This is a genomic window from Mycobacterium sp. 852002-51163_SCH5372311 (assembly GCF_001667115.1).
Taxonomy (GTDB): Bacteria; Actinomycetota; Actinomycetes; order Mycobacteriales; family Mycobacteriaceae; genus Mycobacterium.
In genome coordinates this window covers 89329-113868 of sequence record NZ_LZIJ01000078.1, presented here as the reverse complement: position 1 = coordinate 113868, position 24540 = coordinate 89329, and the positions used below count along the sequence as shown (strand labels likewise).

Below are 24540 nucleotides of genomic sequence, written 5' to 3'. Positions count from 1 at the left end.
GAAGAAGAAGTATGAGTCCTACTGCCGAGAAGACCGACAAGTCCGGAAAGTCAGGGAACTCCGACACCAGCGGCCGCGTGGTACGCGTGACCGGGCCTGTCGTCGACGTCGAGTTCCCGCGGGGTTCGGTGCCCGAGTTGTTCAATGCCCTGCACGCCGAGATCACTTTCGAGGCGCTGGCCAAGACCCTCACGTTGGAGGTCGCCCAACACCTGGGCGACAACTTGGTACGTGCCATCTCGTTGCAGCCCACCGACGGCCTGGTGCGTGGCGTCGAGGTGACCGACACCGGCAACTCCATCTCCGTGCCGGTCGGCGAGGAGGTCAAGGGCCACGTCTTCAACGCGCTGGGGTACTGCCTGGACGAGCCGGGCTACGGAGAAGACTTCGACCACTGGTCAATTCACCGCAAGCCGCCCGCGTTCGAAGACCTGGAGCCACGGACCGAGATGCTCGAGACCGGCCTGAAGGTCGTCGATCTGCTGACACCGTATGTGCGCGGCGGCAAGATTGCGCTGTTCGGTGGTGCCGGTGTGGGCAAGACGGTGCTCATCCAGGAGATGATCAACCGTATTGCCCGAAACTTCGGTGGCACTTCGGTGTTCGCCGGTGTGGGCGAGCGCACCCGCGAGGGCAACGACCTGTGGGTCGAGCTCAAGGAAGCCGACGTGCTCAAGGACACCGCGCTGGTGTTCGGCCAGATGGACGAGCCACCCGGCACCCGTATGCGAGTGGCGCTGTCGGCGCTGACGATGGCCGAATGGTTCCGCGACGAGGCGGGCCAGGACGTGTTGTTGTTCATTGACAACATCTTCCGGTTCACCCAGGCCGGTTCGGAGGTGTCGACGCTGCTCGGCCGGATGCCGTCCGCCGTGGGCTACCAGCCCACCCTGGCCGACGAGATGGGCGAATTGCAGGAGCGCATCACCTCGACCCGCGGCCGTTCGATTACCTCGATGCAAGCGGTCTACGTGCCGGCCGACGACTACACCGACCCGGCGCCGGCGACGACGTTCGCGCACCTTGACGCCACTACCGAGCTCTCGCGTTCGGTGTTCTCCAAGGGCATCTTCCCCGCCGTGGACCCGCTGGCGTCGAGCTCGACGATCCTGGACCCCAGCGTCGTCGGCGACGAACACTACCGCGTGGCACAGGAAGTCATCCGAATCCTGCAGCGCTACAAGGACCTTCAGGACATCATCGCCATCCTCGGTATCGACGAGCTGTCCGAGGAGGACAAGCAGTTGGTCAACCGGGCGCGGCGCATTGAGCGGTTCCTGTCGCAGAACATGATGGCTGCCGAACAGTTCACCGGTCAGCCCGGCTCGACTGTGCCGGTAAAGGAGACGATCGAGGCATTCGACAAGCTGACAAAGGGCGACTTCGACCATGTTCCCGAGCAGGCCTTCTTCCTGATCGGCGGTCTGGACGACTTGGCCAAGAAGGCCGAGACCTACGACGTCAAGCTATAGACATCCGGCTCAGTCGAAAGGCGTTGTAGCATGGCTGAATTGAACGTTCAAATCGTCGCCGTCGACCAGGAGATCTGGTCGGGCGAGGCAACGTTCCTGTTCACCCGCACCACCGTCGGCGAGATCGGCATCCTGCCCCACCACATCCCTCTGGTGGCCCAACTTGTCGACGACGCCATGGTGCGGGTCGAACGGGACGACGGCGACGACCTGCGGATAGCGGTGGACGGCGGCTTTTTGACGGTGACCGAAGAGGGCGTCACCGTCTTGGCCGAATCAGCCGAGTTCGACAAGGACATCGACGAAAGCGCCGCCAAGCAGGATTCCGAGTCGGACGATCCGAAGACCGCCGCCAGGGGTCGCGCCAGATTGCGCGCCCTCGGCGCGATCGACTAGCCGTCGATGAGCGCGCCCATGGTGGGCATGGCCGTGCTCGTCGTGGTCTTGGGCGTTGCCGTCCTGGCGCTGAGTTACCGGCTGTGGAAGCTACGTCAGGGCGGGACAGCGGGAATCATGCGCGATATCCCCGCTGTCGGCGGCCACGGCTGGCGGCACGGGGTGATCCGCTATCGCGGTGGCGAAGCCGGGTTCTATCGGTTGTCCAGCCTGCGGCTGTGGCCGGATCGCCGGCTCAGCCGGCGCGGGGTCGAGATCGTTGCCCGGCGCGGGCCGCGCGGCGACGAGTACGACATCATGACCGACGAGATCGTCGTGCTGGAACTGCGGGACACCACACAGGATCGCCGTTCGGGCTACGAACTCGCGCTGGATCAAGGTGCGTTGACCGCGTTCCTGTCCTGGCTGGAGTCCCGTCCTTCACCGCGCGCCCGCCGTCGCAGCGTGTGAATCCCCTTGCGAGCGGACGCGCTAACTTGCGGCGCCGCCGCCCGGTCGCCACAGCACGTCGTCGCCCGCGTTGGCGACCCGCGACAGGATGAAGAGCAGATCCGACAACCGGTTCAGGTATTTCGCCGGCAGCTCGCTGACGCCATCGGGGTACGCGTCGACCGCGGCCCATGCCGACCGCTCGGCTCGGCGTACCACAGTGCGCGCCATGTGCAATAGCGCAGACAACGGCGAACCACCCGGCAGCACAAACGAATTCAACGCGGGTAGGGCTTCGTTGTAGCCGTCGCACCAACTTTCGAGCCGGTCGATATACGGTTGGCTGACGCGTAGCGGCGGATGCTCCGGGTTATCCACCACCGGGGTGGACAGATCCGCTCCCGCATCGAACAAGTCGTTTTGAATCTGACGCAGCAGGTCCGCGATTTCCGGTTCGGGCTCTCCCAGCGCGATGGCGGCGCCGATCGCGGAGTTGGCCTCATCGCAATCCGCATACGCCACCAGACGCGCGTCGTTCTTCGAGACTCGCGAAAAATCACTCAGCCCCGTCGTGCCGTCGTCGCCCGTGCGCGTATAGATGCGGGTCAGATGTACTGCCATGAGCAAAACGGTACCGGGCCGACCGTCTTAGCTGACTGACAACCCGATACCGCTTTACTAGACTGACCCGGGTGGCTGAGCGTTTCGTGGTGACCGGCGGCAACCGGTTGTCCGGCCGAGTCACCGTCGGGGGCGCCAAGAACAGCGTGCTCAAGCTCATGGCCGCGACGTTGCTGGCCGAAGGCACCAGCACCATCACCAACTGTCCCGACATTCTCGACGTCCCGCTGATGGCGGAGGTGCTGCGGGGTCTGGGTGCCACGGTCGAGCTCGACGGTGACGTCGCCCGGATCACCTCGCCCGACGAACCCAAGTACGACGCCGACTTTGCCGCGGTCCGGCAGTTCCGGGCCTCGGTCTGTGTACTCGGCCCGTTGGTCGGCCGGTGCAAGCGGGCCAGGGTTGCGCTCCCGGGCGGTGATGCGATTGGATCGCGCCCGCTGGATATGCACCAGGCCGGTCTGCGGCAGCTGGGCGCGCGCTGCAACATCGAGCACGGCTGCGTGGTTGCGCAGGCAGAAACCTTGCGCGGCGCGGAAATTCAGCTGGAGTTTCCCTCGGTGGGAGCTACCGAGAACATCCTGATGGCCGCCGTCCTGGCCGAGGGTGTCACCACGATCCACAACGCCGCGCGAGAGCCCGACGTGGTCGATCTGTGCACGATGCTCAACCAGATGGGCGCACAGGTGGAAGGCGCGGGTTCGCCAATCATGACGATCACCGGTGTCCCGCGGCTGTATCCGACCGAGCACCGCGTGATCGGTGACCGAATCGTTGCCGCCACCTGGGGCATCGCGGCGGCCATGACCCGCGGGGACATCACCGTGAGCGGCGTCGATCCGGCCCACCTGCAGGTGGTGTTGCACAAGCTGCACGACGCGGGGGCGACGGTCACTCAGACCGATGACAGTTTCCGGGTGGCCCAGTACGAACGCCCCAAGGCCGTCAACGTCGCGACGTTGCCGTTCCCTGGCTTTCCGACCGACCTGCAGCCGATGGCGATCGCGCTGGCGTCGATAGCCGACGGCACGTCGATGATCACGGAGAACGTGTTCGAGGCACGGTTCCGGTTCGTCGAGGAGATGATTCGGCTCGGCGCCGATGCCCGCACTGACGGCCACCACGCCGTCGTTCGGGGTCTTCCGCAACTCTCGAGCGCGCCGGTTTGGTGCTCGGACATCAGGGCCGGCGCCGGATTGGTGTTGGCAGGCCTGGTCGCCGACGGAGACACCGAGGTCCACGACGTTTTCCACATCGATCGCGGCTACCCGTTGTTCGTGGAGAACCTGGCGAGTTTGGGTGCGGAGATCGAGAGGGTAGAGTAGCGGGCAGGTTAGTGCCCGACAGCGCGGTCACCAGCACAAGATGACTGAAACTGAGGGTTGACCACTCTGCCGGACCTGTATTAAGCTGGCAGGGTTGCCCCGAAGCGGGCGAAAACAAGCATGAGCGTGTTGTTTGAGAACTCAATAGTGTGTTTGGTGTTTTTGTTTGTTGTTGTTTTTTGACCATATCGTGCACCCCCCGTGTGTGGGTATGGTCGTTTTTTGATGCCAGTTAATATGGTGTCTTTTTGTTAGGTCAGATTTTCTCTGATTGTAAATTCACCTCGCATGTCGAGGAGTTTTTGTTTGGAGAGTTTGATCCTGGCTCAGGACGAACGCTGGCGGCGTGCTTAACACATGCAAGTCGAACGGAAAGGTCTCTTCGGAGATACTCGAGTGGCGAACGGGTGAGTAACACGTGGGTAATCTGCCCTGCACATCGGGATAAGCCTGGGAAACTGGGTCTAATACCGAATATGACCTCGGGACGCATGTCCTGTGGTGGAAAGCTTTTGCGGTGTGGGATGGGCCCGCGGCCTATCAGCTTGTTGGTGGGGTGATGGCCTACCAAGGCGACGACGGGTAGCCGGCCTGAGAGGGTGTCCGGCCACACTGGGACTGAGATACGGCCCAGACTCCTACGGGAGGCAGCAGTGGGGAATATTGCACAATGGGCGCAAGCCTGATGCAGCGACGCCGCGTGGGGGATGACGGCCTTCGGGTTGTAAACCTCTTTCAGCAGGGACGAAGCGCAAGTGACGGTACCTGCAGAAGAAGCACCGGCCAACTACGTGCCAGCAGCCGCGGTAATACGTAGGGTGCGAGCGTTGTCCGGAATTACTGGGCGTAAAGAGCTCGTAGGTGGTTTGTCGCGTTGTTCGTGAAATCTCACGGCTTAACTGTGAGCGTGCGGGCGATACGGGCAGACTGGAGTACTGCAGGGGAGACTGGAATTCCTGGTGTAGCGGTGGAATGCGCAGATATCAGGAGGAACACCGGTGGCGAAGGCGGGTCTCTGGGCAGTAACTGACGCTGAGGAGCGAAAGCGTGGGGAGCGAACAGGATTAGATACCCTGGTAGTCCACGCCGTAAACGGTGGGTACTAGGTGTGGGTTTCCTTCCTTGGGATCCGTGCCGTAGCTAACGCATTAAGTACCCCGCCTGGGGAGTACGGCCGCAAGGCTAAAACTCAAAGGAATTGACGGGGGCCCGCACAAGCGGCGGAGCATGTGGATTAATTCGATGCAACGCGAAGAACCTTACCTGGGTTTGACATGCACAGGACGCGCCTAGAGATAGGCGTTCCCTTGTGGCCTGTGTGCAGGTGGTGCATGGCTGTCGTCAGCTCGTGTCGTGAGATGTTGGGTTAAGTCCCGCAACGAGCGCAACCCTTGTCTCATGTTGCCAGCGGGTAATGCCGGGGACTCGTGAGAGACTGCCGGGGTCAACTCGGAGGAAGGTGGGGATGACGTCAAGTCATCATGCCCCTTATGTCCAGGGCTTCACACATGCTACAATGGCCGGTACAAAGGGCTGCGATACCGCAAGGTTAAGCGAATCCTTTTAAAGCCGGTCTCAGTTCGGATCGGGGTCTGCAACTCGACCCCGTGAAGTCGGAGTCGCTAGTAATCGCAGATCAGCAACGCTGCGGTGAATACGTTCCCGGGCCTTGTACACACCGCCCGTCACGTCATGAAAGTCGGTAACACCCGAAGCCAGTGGCCTAACCCTCGGGAGGGAGCTGTCGAAGGTGGGATCGGCGATTGGGACGAAGTCGTAACAAGGTAGCCGTACCGGAAGGTGCGGCTGGATCACCTCCTTTCTAAGGAGCACCACGAAAAGCACTCCAATTGGTGGAGTGTGAGCCGTGAGGGGTTCTCGTCTGTAGTGGACGAGGGCCGGGTGCGCAACAACAAGCAAGCCAGACACACTATTGGGTCCTGAGGCAACACCCAGGCTGTTGAACGGTGTTGTCCCGCCATCTTGGTGGTGGGGTGTGGTGTTTGAGAACTGGATAGTGGTTGCGAGCATCTAATGAATGCGCTGCCCTAGTGGTGGCGTGTTCATGAATGTAATTTCTTCTTTGGTTTTTGTGTTTGTAAGTGACTAAGGGCGCATGGTGGATGCCTTGGCATCGAGAGCCGACGAAGGACGTGGGAGGCTGCGATATGCCTCGGGGAGCTGTCAACCGAGCTTTGATCCGAGGATTTCCGAATGGGGAAACCCAGCACGAGTTATGTCGTGTTACTCGCATCTGAATATATAGGGTGCGAGAGGGAACGCGGGGAAGTGAAACATCTCAGTACCCGTAGGAGAAGAAAACAATTGTGATTCCGCTAGTAGTGGCGAGCGAACGCGGAACATGGCTAAACCGCACGCATGGGTAACCGGGTAGGGGTTGTGTGTGCGGGGTTGTGGGATTGATATGTCTCAGCTCTACCTGGCTGAGGGGTAGTCAGAAAGTGTCGTGGTTAGCGGAAATGGCCTGGGATGGTCTGCCGTAGACGGTGAGAGCCCGGTACGCGAAAACCCGGCACCTACCTTGTATCAACTCCCGAGTAGCAGCGGGCCCGTGGAATCTGCTGTGAATCTGCCGGGACCACCCGGTAAGCCTAAATACTACTCGATGACCGATAGCGGATTAGTACCGTGAGGGAATGGTGAAAAGTACCCCGGGAGGGGAGTGAAAGAGTACCTGAAACCGTGTGCCTACAATCCGTCAGAGCCTCTTCCTGGGGTGATGGCGTGCCTTTTGAAGAATGAGCCTGCGAGTCAGGGACATGTCGCGAGGTTAACCCGTGTGGGGTAGCCGCAGCGAAAGCGAGTCTGAATAGGGCGTATCCCCTTTTGGGGTGTAGTGGCGTGTTCTGGACCCGAAGCGGAGTGATCTACCCATGGCCAGGGTGAAGCGCGGGTAAGACCGCGTGGAGGCCCGAACCCACTTAGGTTGAAGACTGAGGGGATGAGTTGTGGGTAGGGGTGAAAGGCCAATCAAACTCCGTGATAGCTGGTTCTCCCCGAAATGCATTTAGGTGCAGCGTTGCGTGATTCACCACGGAGGTAGAGCTACTGGATGGCCGATGGGCCCTACTAGGTTACTGACGTCAGCCAAACTCCGAATGCCGTGGTGTACAGCGTGGCAGTGAGACGGCGGGGGATAAGCTCCGTGCGTCGAAAGGGAAACAGCCCAGATCGCCGGCTAAGGCCCCTAAGCGTGTGCTAAGTGGAAAAGGATGTGCAGTCGCAAAGACAACCAGGAGGTTGGCTTAGAAGCAGCCACCCTTGAAAGAGTGCGTAATAGCTCACTGGTCAAGTGATTGTGCGCCGATAATGTAGCGGGGCTCAAGCACACCGCCGAAGCCGCGGCACATTCACATTTGTGAATGTGGGTAGGGGAGCGTCCCTCATTCAGGGAAGCCACCGGGTGACCGGTGGTGGAGGATGAGGGAGTGAGAATGCAGGCATGAGTAGCGATAAGGCAAGTGAGAACCTTGCCCGCCGTAAGACCAAGGGTTCCTGGGCCAGGCCAGTCCGCCCAGGGTGAGTCGGGACCTAAGGCGAGGCCGACAGGCGTAGTCGATGGACAACGGGTTGATATTCCCGTACCCGTGTATGAGCGCCCGTGATGAATCAGCGGTACTAACCACCCAAAACCGAATCGATCATTCCCCTTCGGGGGCGTGGAGATTCGGGGCTGCGTGGGAACTTCGCTGGTAGTAGTCAAGCGACGGGGTGACGCAGGAAGGTAGCCGTACCAGTTAGTGGTAATACTGGGGTAAGCCTGTAGGGAGAGCGATAGGCAAATCCGTCGCTCATTAATCCTGAGAGGTGATGCATAGCCGGTTGAGGCGAATTCGGTGATCCTCTGCTGCCAAGAAAAGCCTCTAGCGAGCACATACACGGCCCGTACCCCAAACCGACACAGGTGGTCAGGTAGAGCATACCAAGGCGTACGAGATAACTATGGTTAAGGAACTCGGCAAAATGCCCCCGTAACTTCGGGAGAAGGGGGACCGGAATACCGTGAACACCCTTGCGGTGGAAGCGGGATTCGGTCGCAGAAACCAGTGAGAAGCGACTGTTTACTAAAAACACAGGTCCGTGCGAAGTCGCAAGACGATGTATACGGACTGACGCCTGCCCGGTGCTGGAAGGTTAAGAGGACCCGTTAACTCGTAAGGGTGAAGCGGAGAATTTAAGCCCCAGTAAACGGCGGTGGTAACTATAACCATCCTAAGGTAGCGAAATTCCTTGTCGGGTAAGTTCCGACCTGCACGAATGGCGTAACGACTTCTCAACTGTCTCAACCATAGACTCGGCGAAATTGCACTACGAGTAAAGATGCTCGTTACGCGCGGCAGGACGAAAAGACCCCGGGACCTTCACTACAACTTGGTATTGGTGTTCGGTACGGTTTGTGTAGGATAGGTGGGAGACTGTGAAGCCTCGACGCCAGTTGAGGTGGAGTCGTTGTTGAAATACCACTCTGATCGTATTGGATACCTAACGTCGAACCGTATATCCGGTTCACGGACAGTGCCTGGCGGGTAGTTTAACTGGGGCGGTTGCCTCCTAAAATGTAACGGAGGCGCCCAAAGGTTCCCTCAACCTGGACGGCAATCAGGTGGCGAGTGTAAATGCACAAGGGAGCTTGACTGCGAGACCTACACGTCAAGCAGGGACGAAAGTCGGGATTAGTGATCCGGCACCCCCGAGTGGAAGGGGTGTCGCTCAACGGATAAAAGGTACCCCGGGGATAACAGGCTGATCTTCCCCAAGAGTCCATATCGACGGGATGGTTTGGCACCTCGATGTCGGCTCGTCGCATCCTGGGGCTGGAGCAGGTCCCAAGGGTTGGGCTGTTCGCCCATTAAAGCGGCACGCGAGCTGGGTTTAGAACGTCGTGAGACAGTTCGGTCTCTATCCGCCGCGCGCGTCAGAAGCTTGAGGAAACCTGTCCCTAGTACGAGAGGACCGGGACGGACGAACCTCTAGTGCACCAGTTGTCCCACCAGGGGCACCGCTGGATAGCTACGTTCGGACAGGATAACCGCTGAAAGCATCTAAGCGGGAAACCTTCTCCAAGATCAGGCTTCTCACCCACTTGGTGGGATAAGGCCCCCCGCAGAACACGGGATCGATAGGCCAGACCTGGACGCTCAGCAATGAGTGAAGGGAACTGGCACTAACCGGCCGAAAACTTACCAACACAAATCGCAACCACTATTCGGTACTCACGACGTTTGTCGTGCGGCACCGCACCCCCCACCAGAACAACCAAACAAAATAGCGGTAAATTAATAGAGTTACGGCGGCCACAGCGACAGGGAAACGCCCGGTCCCATCCCGAACCCGGAAGCTAAGCCTGTCAGCGCCGATGATACTGCCCAATCCGGGTGGAAAAGTAGGACACCGCCGAACATATACAAAAACACCCCCTGCAAAGGGGGTGTTTTTGCTTGCCGGTTATCGCCGTGCGCCTAGTCGAATAACGTCAATTCTGCCGGCGCCCGGCTTTTCTCCAGGTCGAGTAACCTCTTTTTCCGGTCGAGCCCGCCACCGTAGCCGGTAAGACTTCCGCTGGCGCCGATTACCCGATGGCACGGGACGATGATGGCGATCGGATTGTGGCCGTTCGCCAATCCCACCGCCCGTGCCGCACCAGGTGCGCCGACTTGTGCGGCGATCTCTCCGTAGGAGCGGGTCTGGCCGTATGGGATTGTCAGCAGCGCCTGCCAAACCCGCCGTTGAAATGCCGTGCCGTGCATATCCAATTCGACGTCGAACTCCGTTATCTCACCGGCGAAATAAGCTTCCAGTTGTTTGACGGCGTCGTTGAACGCCTCGTGGTCCTGGGTCCAGCCGGCGCGGTTCGGTTCGTAGGTCTGGTCGACCATTCTGAGGTTGGTCAATACCGATCCACGTCCGGCCAGAGTCAACGGTCCGATCGGGCTCTCGATGGTGCGGTAGTGGATCATGCAACCTCCTGTGGTGGTGGCCATTGGTTTACCGGATGCTCGAGCGTGGCCCACAAGTGCTGGACGGCGTAGGAGCGCCAGGGCCGCCAGCGGACGCTGTGTTCGACGAGGGTTCGTTGCCGGGCGGGCAGACCCAGATGCTTGGCGGCCAGCTTAAGGCCGAGATCGCTGGCGGGAAAAGCGTCCGGGTCGCCCAGGCCCCGCATGGCGATCACCTCTGCCGTCCACGGCCCCACCCCCGGCAGATCCAGCAATTGCCTGCGAGCGCGTTCCCAGTCGCACCCCGCGTCCAGGGTGATGCTGCCGTCGGCCAGGCTGGCCACGAGGGCGTTGATTGTTCGTTGCCGGCTTTTGGGGACGGCCAGGTGGACCGGATCGATGTCAGCCAGCTGCTCAACCGACGGGAACGTGTGGGTCAACGCACCGGCCGGATCGTGGATCGGCTGGCCGTAGGCAGCGACGAGCCTGCGCGTGTGGGTTCGGGCAGCCTTGGTCGACACCTGCTGCCCCAACACTGCGCGCACGGCAAGTTCTGCCTCGTCGACGGTGCGGGGGATGCGTTGTCCAGGCGCTTTTGCCACCACCGGGGCCAGGTCCGCATCAGCGGACAGCGCTTCGACGACGGCTTCGGGGTCGGCATCGAGGTCCAGCAGCCGACGGCAGCGCGCGATCGCGGTGGTGAGATCGCGGAAGTCGTCGAGCACGAGTTGGCAGCCGACATGATCGACGGCCGGAGTGAGGGTGACGACAGCGCTCCCGGATGGAAGCCGCAGGCTGCGCCGGTACGCGCCGTCACGCACCTCTTCGCAACCAGGCACGGCGCAAGCGGCCAGGTGTCCGAACACGCCCTCAAAGGCGAACGGGGTGCGCACCGGCAGCCGAAGCGACAGAGTTCCCCGCGACGTCGTGCCAGAGCCGAAATGAATTGCCGCGCGCTCACGTAACGCAGTCGGCGTGGTTTCAAAGACCAGACGTACGGTGTCGTTGAACTGACGGATGCTGGAGAACCCGGCGGCGAAAGCGACGTCGCCGAACGGCAAGTCGGTCGTCTCGATGAGCACCCGGGCGGTCTGCGTCCGTTGTGCACGGGCCAGCGCGAGCGGTCCGGCACCGACCTCGGCCTGCAACAGTCGTTCCAGCTGACGCGTCGTGTAGCCGACGTGGGCGGCCAGGCCGCCGACGCCCTCGCGGTCCACGGTGCCGTCGGCGATGAGCCGCATCGCCCGTGCGACTACGTCGCCGCGTACGTTCCACTCCGGCGACCCCGGCGAGGCGTCGGGACGGCACCTCTTGCAGGCCCGGAAGCCCTCCCGTTGAGCGGCCGCCGCGGTGGGTAGGAAGCGGACGTTGCGGGCGAACGGAGGCCGCACCGGGCAACTGGGGCGGCAGTAGATCCGGGTCGTCAGCACGGCGATGACGAACCAGCCGTCGAACCGGGCGTCCTTGGACTGGACGGCCCGATAGCAGCGTTCGAAATCTTCGTGCACGGTTCCACAGTTACACCTACCCACCGACAACACTGGCGGAAAAACGACATCAATGTCAGGCCGGTGGCGAGCCCCGCTGCCGCAGTGGTCGCAGGGCGACCGGCTCAATCAAAAGGGGCGGTTCTCGGTGCACGCCGCCAGCAACACCGCGCCGGACACTGCACCCGGTTGGCGGCGGGCACAGCGACATCGCGGATCCTATGCCCGACCTGATACCGCGGTTCGCGCCACGACGAAATGCGGCCTCACTTGCGTGCTTTGGCCGGCTCGACCGGCGACGCCAACTGGATACGTTGGTCGTGGCCGCGCAATTTCACGTGCCGTCCCAAAGACCAATGCTCGCGCTCACTTTCGCTCGCGCCCTCCAGCGTCTGCGCCGAAGCCAGCAACTTGCCGGGGCGTGATTTCGCCAGTTCGCACAGCCGGGCGGCCTCGTTGACCGGCTCGCCGATCACGGTGTATTCGAACCGTTCTCGCGCGCCGACGTTCCCGGCGACGACCGGTCCGGCGGCCACACCGATGCCGGCCTGGCACTCCGGCATCTCGTCGCACAATCGTTTGGCAATGACCCGTGCGGCGGCCAACGCCGCGTCTTCTGGGCAATCGAGGTGATTCGGCGCACCGAAGATCGCCAATGAGGCGTCGCCCTCGAACTTGTTGACCAGGCCGCAGTGGCGGTCCACCTCTTCGACAATGATCGTGAAGAACCGATTAAGTAGTTTGACGATGTCGGCCGGCGGTTGGCTGGTGACCAACTTCGTGGAGCTGATGATGTCGATGAACACCACGGCGACGTGGCGTTCTTCGCCGCCCAGCTTCGGTCGCTCCCGTTCGGCGGCAGCGGCTACCTCGCGCCCGACGTGCCGGCCGAACAGATCGCGCACCCGTTCGCGTTCGCGCAGGCCGTCGACCATGGTGTTGAAACCGCGTTGCAACTCTCCGAGTTCGGTCCCGTCGAACACCACCAGGTCACCGCGCAGGTCCCCCTGCTCTACCCGCTTGAGCGCCGCGCGTACCACCCGCACCGGTGTCGCGATCAGCCAAGCCATGATCCACATCAGGGTGAACCCGAATACCAATGTTGCGGCCGCGACGATCAGCACTCCCACCGCGAACTCGGTTTCGGTCAGGTTCCGCATCGCGATCTGGAAGACGGCGAGCAGTGCAATGCCGACGACGGGCACACCCGAGCCCATCAGCCACACCATCATCGTTCGGCCCATGATGCCCGGCGCGAGCCGACGCGGTGGTGGGCCCGCTTGCAGCGCCTGAGCGGCCACCGGACGCAGCGCGAACTCGGTGAGCAAATAGCTGCCGGTGGAGACCAGCAGCCCGGCAAACGCGACCGTGATCAGGAACCGCGGGATGAACTGGTGGTTGATCGAGCCGTAGAGCGTGGTCAGCAGCACTGCCCCGATGCCCCACAGGATGAGGTCGCCGAGCGCCACTCGCCAAGGGGCAAGGAAGGTGTTGCGCTCGTCGTCGTGCGATGGTGGGCGTTCCTCGATTGACCAGCGCAGCGCGAGCACGGTTCGTCTGGTGATCCAATACGCGCCCAGCGCCAGGGCGAACGCCATGTAGCCGGGTGCGACCCCGAATGTGAGCCACTTGGGAGCGTCGTGGAAAACGCTAGGTTGGGGAATGGCGACCGTCACTAACAGCACGTTGACGGCGATCCCGATGAGATTGGCCGCGACAATGAGGGTGGTCAAAATGACCTGGATGCGGACCCTTCGGCGATGTTGACTCTCCGACACCCGTCCCAGCAGCCACGAGCCGTAGGCGGGGGTGTCGGGCCGGCCGCTCTGACGGGTCACCCTCTCGAGCACTCGGCCCAAGCGTTGCGCCACCGTCTTTCTGCCGGCCATGGTGGCGCCAGCCTAGTTCGTCGGCCACGCTCTAAGGTGAGTCGGGTGCGCCTAGTGATCGCCCAGTGCACCGTGGACTACGTCGGCCGGCTTACCGCGCACCTGCCATCGGCGCGCAGGTTGCTGCTGTTCAAGGCCGACGGGTCGGTGAGCGTGCATGCCGATGACCGTGCTTACAAGCCGCTGAACTGGATGAGTCCGCCGTGCTGGCTGAGCGAAGAGCCGGGCGACCCGGCGCCGGTGTGGGTGGTGCAGAACAAAGCCGGCGAGCAGCTGCGCATCACCGTCGAGCAGATCGAGCACGATTCCAGCCACGATCTGGGCGTGGACCCGGGACTTGTCAAAGACGGTGTGGAGGCCCACCTGCAGGCGCTGCTGGCCGAGCACGTGCACCTGCTGGGCGAGGGATACACGCTGGTCCGCCGCGAATACATGACCGCGATCGGACCCGTCGACCTGTTGTGCCGCGATGAGCGCGGAGGTTGTGTCGCCGTGGAGGTCAAGCGGCGCGGCGAAATTGACGGCGTCGAGCAACTCACTCGCTATCTCGAGCTGCTCAATCGCGACACAGTCCTCGCGCCGGTGCAGGGGGTGTTCGCCGCCCAGCAGATCAAGCCGCAGGCTCGCACTCTGGCCGTCGACCGTGGAATCCGTTGCGTGACATTGGATTACGATCAGATGCGAGGCATGGACAGCGACGAGTACCGGCTGTTTTGAGTCTGCACCATTAAGCTGGCCGAATGGCCCGTCGACCCAAACCGCCACGCGGGCAGCAACCGCCATCGGCGGGGTTGCGCCGGTTGGAAACCGGTACGGACGGCTACGAGTACGAGGTACGAGCGATCTCCGCGGCTCGTGCCGCCAAGACGTACCGCTGTCCGGGATGTGATCATGAGATTCGTTCCGGCACTGCGCATGTGGTGGTATGGCCGACCGATTCAGTGGTGGCCGGAGCCGACGATCGGCGGCACTGGCACACACCGTGCTGGAAGAACCGCGCCAATCGCGGGCCGACCCGAAAGTGGTCTTAGGCCGCCGGCTCGACCAACTCGATGAGAACGCCGCCGGCGTCTTTGGGATGGATGAAGTTGATTCGCGAGTTCGCGGTACCGCGGCGGGGGGTTTCGTAGACCAGCCGCACCCCCTGCGAGCGCAGCCGTGCGCACAGGGCGTCCAGATCGCTGACCCGACAGGCCAGCTGCTGAATGCCTGGTCCGCGCTTCTCCAAGAACTTTGCTATCACCGACGACTCGTCGAGCGGGGCCATCAACTGGATTTGCGCCGTGGTCCCCGGCACCGACAGCATGGCCTCGCGAATGCCCTGGTCGTCGTTGACTTCCTCGTGCACCAGGATCATTCCGAGGTGATCGTGGTACCACTCGATGGAAGCGTCCAGGTCGGCGACCGCAATGCCGACGTGATCGAGTCCTGTCACCAACGAGGCAGCAAGTACGTGACGGGCGTCAACTTGATCGGTCGTCATCACACAACGGTAACCTGACGATTGAGATTGCGCTTCTCCGATAGGTCGAATCGGCCATCAGAGACCGCCCACAGCCTGGCCAGGAGGTAGTCATGACGACGTCGGTGATCGTTGCTGGAGCCCGCACCCCGATAGGGAAATTGATGGGTTCGCTCAAGGATTTCTCGGCTAGCGATCTGGGCGCCATCGCGATCGCCGGGGCGCTGGAAAAGGCTCACGTGCCGGCCGCACTGGTCGAGTACGTGATCATGGGCCAGGTGCTGACCGCCGGGGCCGGTCAAATGCCGGCCCGGCAAGCGGCGGTCGCCGCCGGCATCGGCTGGGACGTGCCATCCCTGACCATCAACAAGATGTGCCTGTCCGGAATTGACGCCATCGCCCTGGCTGACCAGCTCATCCGCGCCGGAGAGTTCGATGTGGTGGTCGCGGGTGGTCAGGAATCCATGACCAAGGCCCCGCACCTGCTGATGGACAGCCGCTCGGGCTACAAGTACGGCGACGTCACGGTGCTGGATCACATGGCGTACGACGGGCTGCACGACGTGTTCACGGATCAGCCGATGGGCGCGCTGACCGAGCAGCGCAACGACGTCGACAAGTTCACCCGCCAGGAGCAGGACGAGTACGCCGCCCGGTCGCACCAGAAGGCGGCTGCGGCATGGAAAGACGGCGTCTTCAACGACGAGGTTGTGCCGGTCGACATCCCGCAGCGCAAGGGTGATCCGCTGCAGTTCACCGAGGACGAGGGAATCCGCGCCAACACCACCGCCGAGTCGTTGGCCGGCCTCAAGCCGGCGTTCCGCAGGGACGGCACCATCACTGCCGGCTCGGCCTCCCAGATCTCCGACGGCGCCGCCGCGGTGGTGGTGATGAACAAGGAGAAGGCCCAGGAAATGGGTCTGACGTGGCTGTGCGAGATCGGTGCACATGGCGTGGTCGCCGGGCCGGACTCAACCCTTCAGTCTCAGCCGGCGAACGCGATCAAGAAGGCACTCGACCGTGAGGGGATCTCGGTTGACCAACTCGATGTCGTGGAGATCAACGAGGCGTTCGCGGCCGTCGCACTGGCCTCCACGCGCGAACTCGGCGTGGAGGCCGAACTGGTCAATGTCAATGGCGGCGCGATCGCCGTGGGTCACCCAATCGGCATGTCCGGCGCCAGAATCACGCTGCACGTGGCACTCGAGTTGGCACGGCGCGGATCGGGCTACGGCGTCGCCGCCCTGTGCGGGGCCGGGGGCCAGGGCGACGCACTGATCCTGCGCGCTGGATGAACAATCCCCAACTGACCAGTAACTTTGCTGCATGACGGGGTGCGGGGAAGTTTGTGTGATTTTTGTCATAGCGGCAGATCACGACCCGTTTAAACAGCGATCTCGCGCCCGGTTTGACCTCCCGCGATCCTCGAAACCACCGGATGGATCAGAGCCCGAAGCGGCGTGACAAACTTGATGACGTGACTCGTCCCCGACCTCCGATCGGGCCCGCCATGGCCGGTGCGGTCGATCTGTCCGGCCTCAAGCAGCGCGCCCAGGCTTCAACACCCGGCGCCGCAGGCCCGGGAACGTCGGCGCCGGCCGGCCCGCAGACCACTGAGGTCACCGAAGCCAATTTCGAAGAGCAAGTTCTGGTCCGCTCGGACGAAGTACCGGTTGTGGTGGTGCTGTGGTCACCACGCAGCGACGCATGTGTGGAGCTGGTCGATGCGCTGTCCGCGCTAGCCGCTGACGACAATGGCACGTGGTCCCTGGCGACGGTCAACGTGGATGTGGCACCCAGGGTGGCGCGGATTTTCGGGATCGATGCGGTGCCCACCGTGGTGGCTTTGGCCGCCGGGCAGCCTGTCTCCAGTTTCCAGGGTGTGCAACCTGCTGATCAGTTACGACGCTGGCTGGATTCGCTGATTTCGGCGACTGCCGGAAAGCTCAGGGGGCCAAGTGGTTCCGAGGAGCCGCCGGAAGTCGACCCACAGGTTGCGCAGGCCCGCCAGCAGCTCGAGGCGGGTGACTTCGAAGCCGCGCGGGAGTCATACCAGGCGATCCTGGATGCCAATCCGGCCAGTGTCGAAGCGAAGGCCGCGATACGGCAAATCGAATTCCTCACGCGCGCAACCGCACAACGACCGGACGCGGTCGCGATCGCCGATGCCGCGCCGGACGACATCGAAGCCGCGTTCGCGGCGGCCGACGTCCAGATCCTCAATCAAGACGTGGCCGCGGCGTTCGATCGTTTGATTGCCTTGGTGCGCAGCACATCCGGAGATGAGCGCACCCGTGTTCGGACTCGGCTGATCGAGCTGTTCGAGCTGTTCGACGCTGCCGATCCCGAGGTGATCGTCGGGCGGCGCAATCTCGCCAACGCGCTCTATTAGGCTGAGCAGACGCAATATGCCCCGAAACCGTTCGTTTTCGGGGCATATTGCGTCTGCTCCCCGCTAGCTACTGACGTCGGTGTCCAACTGGCGGATAAGCCGTTCGCCTGATTCGAGCTGCCGACTTCTTACCTCATCGAGATCTGCGTCCATCAGGCAGTAGTTTCGTTTGCGCCAACGGCCAGCGATCATCACTGCTTCGATGTTCGCCAGACTGGCATTCAGTGCGGTGGCGATTGGGTCGTGCGCCGGCCAGAGGTTCAGCGCTCGCGTATCGATGACGACCAGGTCGGCCTGCATGCCCGGCTCTATACGGCCCACCACTCCGGCCAGCCCGAGGGCGCGTGCTCCCTCGACGGTCACCCATGACAGCGCCTGCTTGCTGGTGACCGACGGCGTTGTGCACATCATGCCGGTCGCTTTCCGGTGCTCCTCGTGGTCGAGCGCCCGCTGGTGCGCCAGCGCAATCCTTGCGGCGGTGAGGATTTCGCCGGACACCACGGTTTCTGTGTCGGTGCCCAGCGACGGAGCCGCTCCGCGTTGCAGCAGTTGTCCGGTTATGGGGACGCCATGGCCCTGGCTGAGTTCGTTTTCCGGTGTGGCGGTAAAGCTGACGCCGGCGTCGACCAGGGTGTCGACCCACTGCCCAGTCAGACCAGCGCCATGCACGATGTTGGTGCGGGGCCCGAATAACCCTGCTGTGCGCACGGCTTCCCACGCGGTCGCCGGTTCACCGCCGCTTTGATGCATCGACACCACCAGGTCGCGCGTGGCGGCAGCACGAAAATCGGCCACGACCACCTCGGGTATCGAGTGCTGCGGCCCGCCGATCGCCATGCCGACGGTGAGCAAGTCGTGCGCTCTGGCCGGCCCGTCAAGCAGCCGGTCCACCTCGGCAAGCGGATGGGCGACATCGGGTGCTCTGTCCGGGCTGCCGTGCAGAAAGACGGCACGAATGCCGGACTTCTGCAGCGCTTCGATGGCGGCATCGGTGTGCTCGGGCGTGGGATTGTTATGACACCAGTCTCCCAACGTAGTTGTGCCACAGTTGATTTGATTAAGGGCACCGGCCAGATTGCCGATGTAGATATCGCCCGGTGTGTAGTGCCTTGCGAGGCAGCCATGCAGGCGATGCAGATATTCGGGCAACGTCCAGTCGCCGCCGGCAAAACGCAACCCGCTCTGCCAGGTGTGCAGGTGCGCATTGACCAAACCGGGGATGACGATGCGCCCGGCCAGATCGACGGTTTCGGCTCCGGGTCGGTCAATGCGATCGCTCATTTCAGCAATGCGATCGCCGTCGATCAGGATGTCGATGCGTTCTGCGTCAGGCCGCTGCGGTGACATGGTGACCACCTGCGCGTCACGCAGCAGTGTGCGGCTCATACGTAAGCCACGTCAGTCCGGGTCCGGGGCGTCCCACGGCACCGTGCTCGAAAGCCAATGGGTAACCCGCTCTTCCTGATCATTACGGTGCAGATGCCGCGGTGGCTGGCCGAATGTCGCGTAGGGGCGGCAGCGAACCACAACACGGTTCTCTTGGATGCGCATGGCCTCGATATACGGACGGGCTTCGTCGGGAAGCGCCTGGCCCGACATCCGTCCGGCGACTGCCATCATGACGTCGACCACAAGTTCCGGGTCCTCTTCGATCACCGCGTCGGCATAGACCTGCAAGTAGGCAAACGGCCAGCGCTCGTCGAGCACGCACAGGCTGACCTTGCCGTCCCGAGCGATGACCCGAGCCTTGCCGCGTCCGGCCATCGTCGACACCAGCAGCTCGTCGTTGTCGGTGGGGATGTAGTAGACGACCGACATGCCCGGCCCGTCGTTTCTCCGGCGGTAGCCGAAGACACACGTGCGATGAGTCCGCACGAATTCGCGCCGCTCCGAAGGGAGCATGTCGCGGTCGGTGGGAACCGTAAGTGGCTCTGTAGCAAGCGGTAAGAGCATGAACAACCGTCCTTCTGTCTAATTTCTGCCGAGCGGAGGTAGTCAGCGTCCGCACCCAATAATTGTGGATACATCGTTGCCGTTATTGTGCCGCCTGTCAAGACTCGTCATACTGGGCGCGTGACCACAGCACCGGTAGCCGCTGAAGAGGCCCTCGCTCGCCGCTCCCGCGGACGCCCGCCGATCCCAGTGGATCGGATCATTGACACGGCGCTACAGATCGTGGATGAGAAAGGCGCGGACGCGTTGTCGATGAGGACGCTTGCGCAGCGGCTGAAGTCGGGAACCGCCACGCTATATCGCCACTTCGCCAACCGGAGCGAGGTCATTGCCCATGTGGTGGACCGCGTTTTCAGTGAGGTGGAGTTCAGCGCCGAAGAGTTTGCAGCCACCAGGTGGCAGCAGGCGTGTGAGTCGTTCGCTCAAGCAATGTTTGAAGTACTACAGCGCCACCGCAACGTGGCACCCCTGCTCATCGAGCAGGTGCCGGTCGGCGCCAACGCGATGGCGCACCGCGAACGATTGTTAGCGATTATGCTCGACAACGGATTTAGCCCGCAGCACGCCGCGCGCGCGTATGCGACGGTGGCACGCTATGTGCTGGGCTTCGCTATCCAGCTCAATGAGCACGGATCCGACGATGCGGAGCTCTCCCGCCTCTTCCACGGGCTGGACCCGCAGACCTTCCCGGCCACCCACGCCGTGGCCGACTATCTGCCCGTCCCGCTGGACGAGGAATTCGCACTCGGTCTCGAGTTGATCATCGATGGTCTCGCGAAAGTGCGGCGAGCAGACGCAAAATCACCCCAAAACTGTTGATTTGAGGGAATTTTTGCGTCTGCTCGCGCGGGCTAACTAGGTTCCAGCCACAGTGCCGAAGTTGGCGGTAGCACCAGCACCGCCGACGCGGGGCGGCCGTGCCATGGGTCTTCGGTGGCTTCGACGCCGCCGAGATTGCCTATCCCCGAGCCGTTGTACTGCGTCGCGTCGGTGTTGAGCACTTCGCGCCAGCGGCCCGCAACCGGGAGGCCGAGCCGGTAGCCGCTGTGCTCCGAACCCGCAAAGTTGAACACGCAAGCCATCACCGAGCCGTCACTGCCGTATCGGAGGAAGCTCAGGACATTGTTGGCGGAATCGTTGGCATCGATCCAGGAATAGCCTTCAGGCTTGGTGTCTTGACTCCACAATGCGGGGTGATGGCGGTAGATGTCGTTGATGTCGCGGACCAGGCGCAGGACTCCGTTGGAGAATCCCTGCTCGTCGAGTTGCCACCAGTCCAGACCAGCTTGCTCGGACCACTCGGCGCGCTGGCCGAACTCCTGTCCCATGAAGAGCAGTTGCTTGCCGGGATGCGCCCACTGGTAGGCCAGCAGGCTGCGCAACCCGGCGGCCTTGGCGTGGTTGTTGCCCGGCATCCGTCCCCACAGCGTGCCTTTGCCATGCACCACCTCGTCGTGACTGAGCGGCAGCACATAGTTCTCGCTGAATGCGTAGAGCATCGAGAACGTCATCTCGTGATGGTGGTAGCTGCGGTACACCGGATCGTGACTGATGTAGTTGAGCGTGTCGTGCATCCAGCCCATGTTCCACTTCATCGAAAAGCCAAGGCCGCCAAGGTTGGTCGGTCGCGTTACCCCTGGCCAAGAGGTCGACTCCTCGGCGATGGTGACGATGCCCGGCGCCGCCTTGTGCGCGGTGGCGTTCATCTCCTGCAGGAATTGCACCGCTTCCAGGTTCTCCCGGCCGCCGTAGATGTTGGGGGTCCAGCCGCCCTCGGGGCGCGAGTAGTCCAGGTAGAGCATCGAGGCCACCGCGTCGACCCGCAACCCGTCGATGTGGAACTCTTCCAGCCAATACAACGCGTTGGCCACCAGGAAGTTGCGTACCTCCGGGCGGCCGAAGTCGAACACGTAAGTGCCCCAGTCCAATTGCTCGCCGCGCTTGGGATCGGAGTGCTCGTAGAGCGGGGTGCCGTCGAAGCGGCCCAGCGCCCAGGCATCCTTCGGGAAGTGCGCCGGCACCCAGTCCACGATGACGCCGATGCCGGCCTGGTGCAGGGCGTCGACAAGCGCGCGGAAGTCGTCCGGTGTGCCGAACCGCGAGGTCGGCGCGTAATACGAGGTGACCTGATATCCCCAGGAGCCGGCGAACGGGTGCTCGGCGACGGGCAGCAGCTCGACATGGGTAAATCGATGTGTCACAACATATTCCGTCAGTTCGCGGGCAAGCTGGCGGTAGCTGAGCCCGGGCCGCCAGGAGCCGAGGTGGACCTCGTAGGTGCTCATCGGCTCGAACACCGGATTGCGTTGCGCCCGCTCTGTCATCCAGTCGTCGTCGGCCCAGGTGTAGTCACTCGTGGTAACCCGTGACGCGGTCTGCGGCGGCACCTCGGTGCCGAACGCGAACGGGTCGGCCCGGTCCGTGACGACACCGTCAGCACCGTGGACCCGGAACTTGTAGAGGCCACCGACGGGGAAGCCGGGCCAGAACAGTTCCCACACCCCGGACGAGCCCAACACCCGCATGGGTGCGTCGTTGCCGGTCCAGCCGTTGAAGTCGCCGATCAGGCTGACGCCCTTGGCATTGGGGGCCCACACCGCGAACGAGACACCGTCGACCACGCCATCGGCCGTCTTGAACGAGCGAGGGTGGGCGCCAAGGACTTCCCAGAGTCGCTCATGGCGACCCTCGGCGAACAGGTGCAGGTCCATGTCGCCCAGGGTGGGCAGGAAGCGGTAGGCGTCGGCGATCGTGAAGACGTCGGTGTCGCTGTAGCGAACTTCGAGTCGGTAGTCGATCAGGTCGACGAACGGCAGCGCCACGGCGAACAGACCGGATTCGATGTGCTGCAACGGAAATCGGTCGCTGCCGACGACGGCGACCACGTCGACCGCGTGCGGCCGGTAAGCCCGGATGACGGTGTGGTTGCCGTACTCGTGGGCGCCCAGGATGCCATGCGGGTTGTGGTGCGCACCTGTCACCAGACGCGCCAGGTCGGCGGGGTCGGGTGCCAGATGCGTTTCGGGAAGTTGGTCGGTTTTGCTCATGGTTCCCTCACCTCCTGCGCAGCAGCGTGATTCGGGATTCGTCTGGTATCAGCGGCATGTTGATGATGTGGGCGACTGCGCGCCCAGGGTCGATCCGAACGTAATTTGCCTGTCCCCATTGGTATTCCTCGCCGGTGATCTCGTCGCGCACCCAGAACCGGTCGTAGGGCTCCATACCCAACGCCGCCATGTCTAACCACAGCGTGGCTTCTTCAGGCCCGAATGCGTTCAGCGTCACCACCACCAGCACGCAGTCGCCGGTGGCCGGGTCGAACTTGCTGTAGGCCAGCAACGCATCGTTGTCCACGCCGTGGAAGTGGATGGTGCGCAACTGTTGCAGCGCGGGATGGAGTCGTCGAATTGCGTTGAGCCTGCTGATGAACGGCTCCAGCGACCTGCCTTCGGCCAGCGCGCCGGCGAAGTCGCGGGGGCGCAGTTCGTATTTCTCCGAGTCCAGGTATTCCTCGCTACCCTCGCGTACCGCGCGATGCTCGAAGAGTTCGTACCCGGAGTACATCCCCCAGGCCGGGCTCATGGTCGCAGCCAGCACCGCGCGGATGGCGAACATGCCCGGGCCGCCGTGCTGTAGCACGGCGTGCAGGATGTCGGGGGTGTTGACGAACAGGTTCGGCCGCCGGTAATCGGCCAGTGCGCCGATGTCGTTGCCGAACTCGGTGAGCTCCCATTTGGCGGTCCGCCAGGTGAAGTAGCTGTAGGACTGCGTGAAACCGAGCTTGGCCAGCCCGTACTGGCGCGCCGGCGGTGTGAAGGCTTCGGACAAGAAGAGCACGTCGGGATCTTGGGATTTCACCTGACCGATCAGCCAGGCCCAGAAGTCGGGCGGTTTGGTGTGCGGATTGTCGACGCGAAAGAACTTGACGCCGTGGTCAACCCAGTGCCGAACCACGCGCAGAACTTCGTCGTAGAGACCCGCGGGGTCGTTGTCGAAATTGAGCGGATAGATGTCCTGGTACTTCTTCGGCGGGTTCTCCGCGTAGGCGATGGTGCCGTCCGGCAATTCGGTGAACCAATGCCGGTGTTCGCGGGCCCACGGATGATCGGGTGCGCATTGCAGCGCCAGGTCGAGGGCCACTTCCATGCCGAGGTCACGCGCCGCGGCGACGAAGTCGTCGAAGTCGTCGATGGTGCCCAGGTCCGGATGGACCGCGTCGTGGCCGCCCTCGTCGCTACCGATGGCCCACGGTGATCCCACGTCTCCCGGCTCGGCGGTGGGGTTGTTGTTGCGCCCCTTGCGGTGCACCTTCCCGATGGGATGGATCGGCGGCAGATACACCACGTCGAACCCCATCTCGGCAATGCGTGGCAGCGCCGCGGTGGCGGTCGCGAAGGTGCCGTGCACCGGCTTGCCGTCGGCGTCCCGGCCCCCGGTCGAACGGGGGAACATCTCGTACCACGAGCCGAACCGGGCCAGCGGCCGGTCCACCCAGACCCCGAACTGCTCGCCCCGGGTGACCAGGTCACGCAGCGGATAGTCGGTGAGAATCTCCTCGACATCGGAGGCCAGTGCCGGCGCGGAGCGCGTCAACGGATCCCCGGGCTTGCGCAGCGCCGCCGCGGCTTCCATCAACGGCCAGCGCTGCGCGCGCGGCACACCGGTCGCGGCGCGCTCGAACAGTGCTGCACCGACCAGCAGGTCGTTGGACAGTTCCTTTTCGCCTTGGCCGGCCTCCAACTTGGCGACCAACCCGTGGCGCCAGGTGTGAATCGGATCACCCCACCCGTCGACCCGGAAGGTCCACAACCCGACGCGGTCGGGAGTGAACTGACCGTGAAACACGTAGGGCTCCTGACCCATCGTCATGGGAATCAGCAGCGGCTTGACCCGTGGCGTCTCGGTGGCGGCGGCTTCGACACTTGCCGTGGAGGCCTGCACCGCCTTGATCCGGCGCACTTCAGCCCCCTGTGGATAGCGGGGCCCGTGGTAGCGCACGACCAGGGTCGCCGCTACCGCCTCATGACCTTCCCGCCATACGGCGGCGCTGACCGGCACCACTTCGCCGACCACCGCCTTGGCGGGATATGCGCCACACGAGACGACGGGCTGGACGTTATCGATCTCGACACGACCGGGCACCCATCACTCCGTTCG

At 63.0% G+C, this 24540-nt stretch carries 18 protein-coding genes and 3 rRNA genes; 12 read left to right on the top strand and 9 right to left on the bottom strand.

Annotation, left to right across the window (positions count from 1 at the left end):
* The first annotated feature begins 11 nt into the window (after positions 1-11).
* Genes atpD through A5791_RS09685 form a run of 3 tightly spaced genes read left to right on the top strand, consistent with a single transcriptional unit; the run spans position 12 to position 2318 of the window.
* Positions 12-1472 (top strand): F0F1 ATP synthase subunit beta, encoded by a 1461-nt coding sequence (gene atpD / locus A5791_RS09695; RefSeq protein ID WP_067234580.1) that lies wholly within the window; start codon positions 12-14, stop codon positions 1470-1472.
* 30 nt (positions 1473-1502) lie between these two features.
* A complete protein-coding gene (locus A5791_RS09690) occupies positions 1503-1868 on the top strand; it encodes a F0F1 ATP synthase subunit epsilon (protein ID WP_067234577.1) in 366 nt (121 codons plus the stop codon).
* A 6-nt stretch (positions 1869-1874) separates the two neighbouring features.
* Positions 1875-2318 (top strand): DUF2550 domain-containing protein, encoded by a 444-nt coding sequence (locus A5791_RS09685; RefSeq protein ID WP_067234574.1) that lies wholly within the window; start codon positions 1875-1877, stop codon positions 2316-2318.
* Positions 2319-2339: 21 nt separating this feature from the next.
* On the opposite strand, the gene A5791_RS09680 is transcribed toward A5791_RS09685, so the two are convergent.
* Positions 2340-2918 (bottom strand): cob(I)yrinic acid a,c-diamide adenosyltransferase, encoded by a 579-nt coding sequence (locus A5791_RS09680; protein ID WP_067234569.1) that lies wholly within the window; start codon positions 2916-2918, stop codon positions 2340-2342.
* A 71-nt stretch (positions 2919-2989) separates the two neighbouring features.
* Here A5791_RS09680 and murA point away from each other — a divergent pair, with 71 nt between their 5' ends.
* The 4 genes from murA to rrf all read left to right on the top strand — a co-directional run bounded on the left by murA (position 2990) and on the right by rrf (position 9664).
* Positions 2990-4243, top strand: coding sequence for a UDP-N-acetylglucosamine 1-carboxyvinyltransferase (gene murA / locus A5791_RS09675; protein ID WP_067234565.1), 1254 nt, complete (start codon positions 2990-2992; stop codon positions 4241-4243).
* 303 nt (positions 4244-4546) lie between these two features.
* Positions 4547-6065, top strand: a 16S ribosomal RNA gene (locus tag A5791_RS09670).
* 274 nt (positions 6066-6339) lie between these two features.
* Positions 6340-9452: ribosomal RNA gene (locus tag A5791_RS09665) — 23S ribosomal RNA — on the top strand.
* 98 nt (positions 9453-9550) lie between these two features.
* Positions 9551-9664, top strand: a 5S ribosomal RNA gene (gene rrf / locus A5791_RS09660).
* The 16S, 23S and 5S rRNA genes sit together here, the layout of an rRNA operon.
* Positions 9665-9723: 59 nt before the next feature.
* Here the strand turns inward: rrf and A5791_RS09655 are convergent.
* The 3 genes from A5791_RS09655 to A5791_RS09645 form a co-directional block, all read right to left on the bottom strand.
* Positions 9724-10221 (bottom strand): methylated-DNA--[protein]-cysteine S-methyltransferase, encoded by a 498-nt coding sequence (locus A5791_RS09655; protein ID WP_067234563.1) that lies wholly within the window; start codon positions 10219-10221, stop codon positions 9724-9726.
* Positions 10218-11708 carry a DNA-3-methyladenine glycosylase 2 family protein gene (locus tag A5791_RS09650; RefSeq protein WP_067234560.1) on the bottom strand — a complete coding sequence of 497 codons (1491 nt, stop codon included), beginning with the start codon at positions 11706-11708 and terminating at the stop codon, positions 10218-10220. The genes A5791_RS09655 and A5791_RS09650 overlap by 4 nt, the downstream gene beginning before the upstream one ends.
* Before the next feature lie 245 nt (positions 11709-11953).
* Entirely contained in the window at positions 11954-13576 is a 1623-nt protein-coding gene (locus tag A5791_RS09645; RefSeq protein WP_067234555.1) for an adenylate/guanylate cyclase domain-containing protein, read from the bottom strand.
* 45 nt (positions 13577-13621) lie between these two features.
* Between A5791_RS09645 and nucS the strand changes: the two genes are divergently transcribed.
* Entirely contained in the window at positions 13622-14293 is a 672-nt protein-coding gene (gene nucS / locus A5791_RS09640) for an endonuclease NucS (protein ID WP_067234552.1), read from the top strand.
* Positions 14294-14316: 23 nt separating this feature from the next.
* Complete coding sequence (locus A5791_RS09635; RefSeq protein WP_067234548.1) at positions 14317-14607, top strand: hypothetical protein; 291 nt, start codon at positions 14317-14319, stop codon at positions 14605-14607.
* On the opposite strand, the gene mce is transcribed toward A5791_RS09635, so the two are convergent.
* Complete coding sequence (mce, locus tag A5791_RS09630; RefSeq protein WP_082966841.1) at positions 14604-15062, bottom strand: methylmalonyl-CoA epimerase; 459 nt, start codon at positions 15060-15062, stop codon at positions 14604-14606. The two genes, A5791_RS09635 and mce, sit on opposite strands and share 4 nt — an antisense overlap.
* An 89-nt stretch (positions 15063-15151) precedes the next feature.
* Here mce and A5791_RS09625 point away from each other — a divergent pair, with 89 nt between their 5' ends.
* Both A5791_RS09625 and A5791_RS09620 read left to right on the top strand, forming a co-directional pair.
* Entirely contained in the window at positions 15152-16333 is a 1182-nt protein-coding gene (locus tag A5791_RS09625) for an acetyl-CoA C-acetyltransferase (RefSeq protein ID WP_067234541.1), read from the top strand.
* Positions 16334-16515: 182 nt separating this feature from the next.
* Positions 16516-17430, top strand: coding sequence for a co-chaperone YbbN (locus tag A5791_RS09620; RefSeq protein ID WP_067234767.1), 915 nt, complete (start codon positions 16516-16518; stop codon positions 17428-17430).
* Positions 17431-17493: 63 nt separating this feature from the next.
* Here A5791_RS09620 and A5791_RS09615 read toward each other — a convergent pair whose 3' ends face one another.
* Complete coding sequence (locus A5791_RS09615) at positions 17494-18816, bottom strand: amidohydrolase family protein (RefSeq protein ID WP_067234537.1); 1323 nt, start codon at positions 18814-18816, stop codon at positions 17494-17496.
* Between the two features lie 12 nt (positions 18817-18828).
* Positions 18829-19383, bottom strand: coding sequence for a pyridoxamine 5'-phosphate oxidase family protein (locus tag A5791_RS09610; protein WP_067234534.1), 555 nt, complete (start codon positions 19381-19383; stop codon positions 18829-18831).
* 189 nt (positions 19384-19572) lie between these two features.
* On the opposite strand from A5791_RS09610, the gene A5791_RS09605 reads away from it, so the two are divergent.
* Positions 19573-20202: a TetR/AcrR family transcriptional regulator gene (locus tag A5791_RS09605; RefSeq protein WP_197504645.1), complete on the top strand. Its 630-nt coding sequence runs from the start codon at positions 19573-19575 to the stop codon at positions 20200-20202.
* Between the two features lie 32 nt (positions 20203-20234).
* Here A5791_RS09605 and glgB read toward each other — a convergent pair whose 3' ends face one another.
* Entirely contained in the window at positions 20235-22430 is a 2196-nt protein-coding gene (gene glgB / locus A5791_RS09600) for a 1,4-alpha-glucan branching protein GlgB (protein ID WP_067234529.1), read from the bottom strand.
* Positions 22431-22437: 7 nt separating this feature from the next.
* On the bottom strand, positions 22438-24525 hold the full coding sequence (locus A5791_RS09595) for an alpha-1,4-glucan--maltose-1-phosphate maltosyltransferase (protein WP_067234526.1): 2088 nt from the start codon (positions 24523-24525) through the stop codon (positions 22438-22440).
* Positions 24526-24540: the final 15 nt, after the last annotated feature.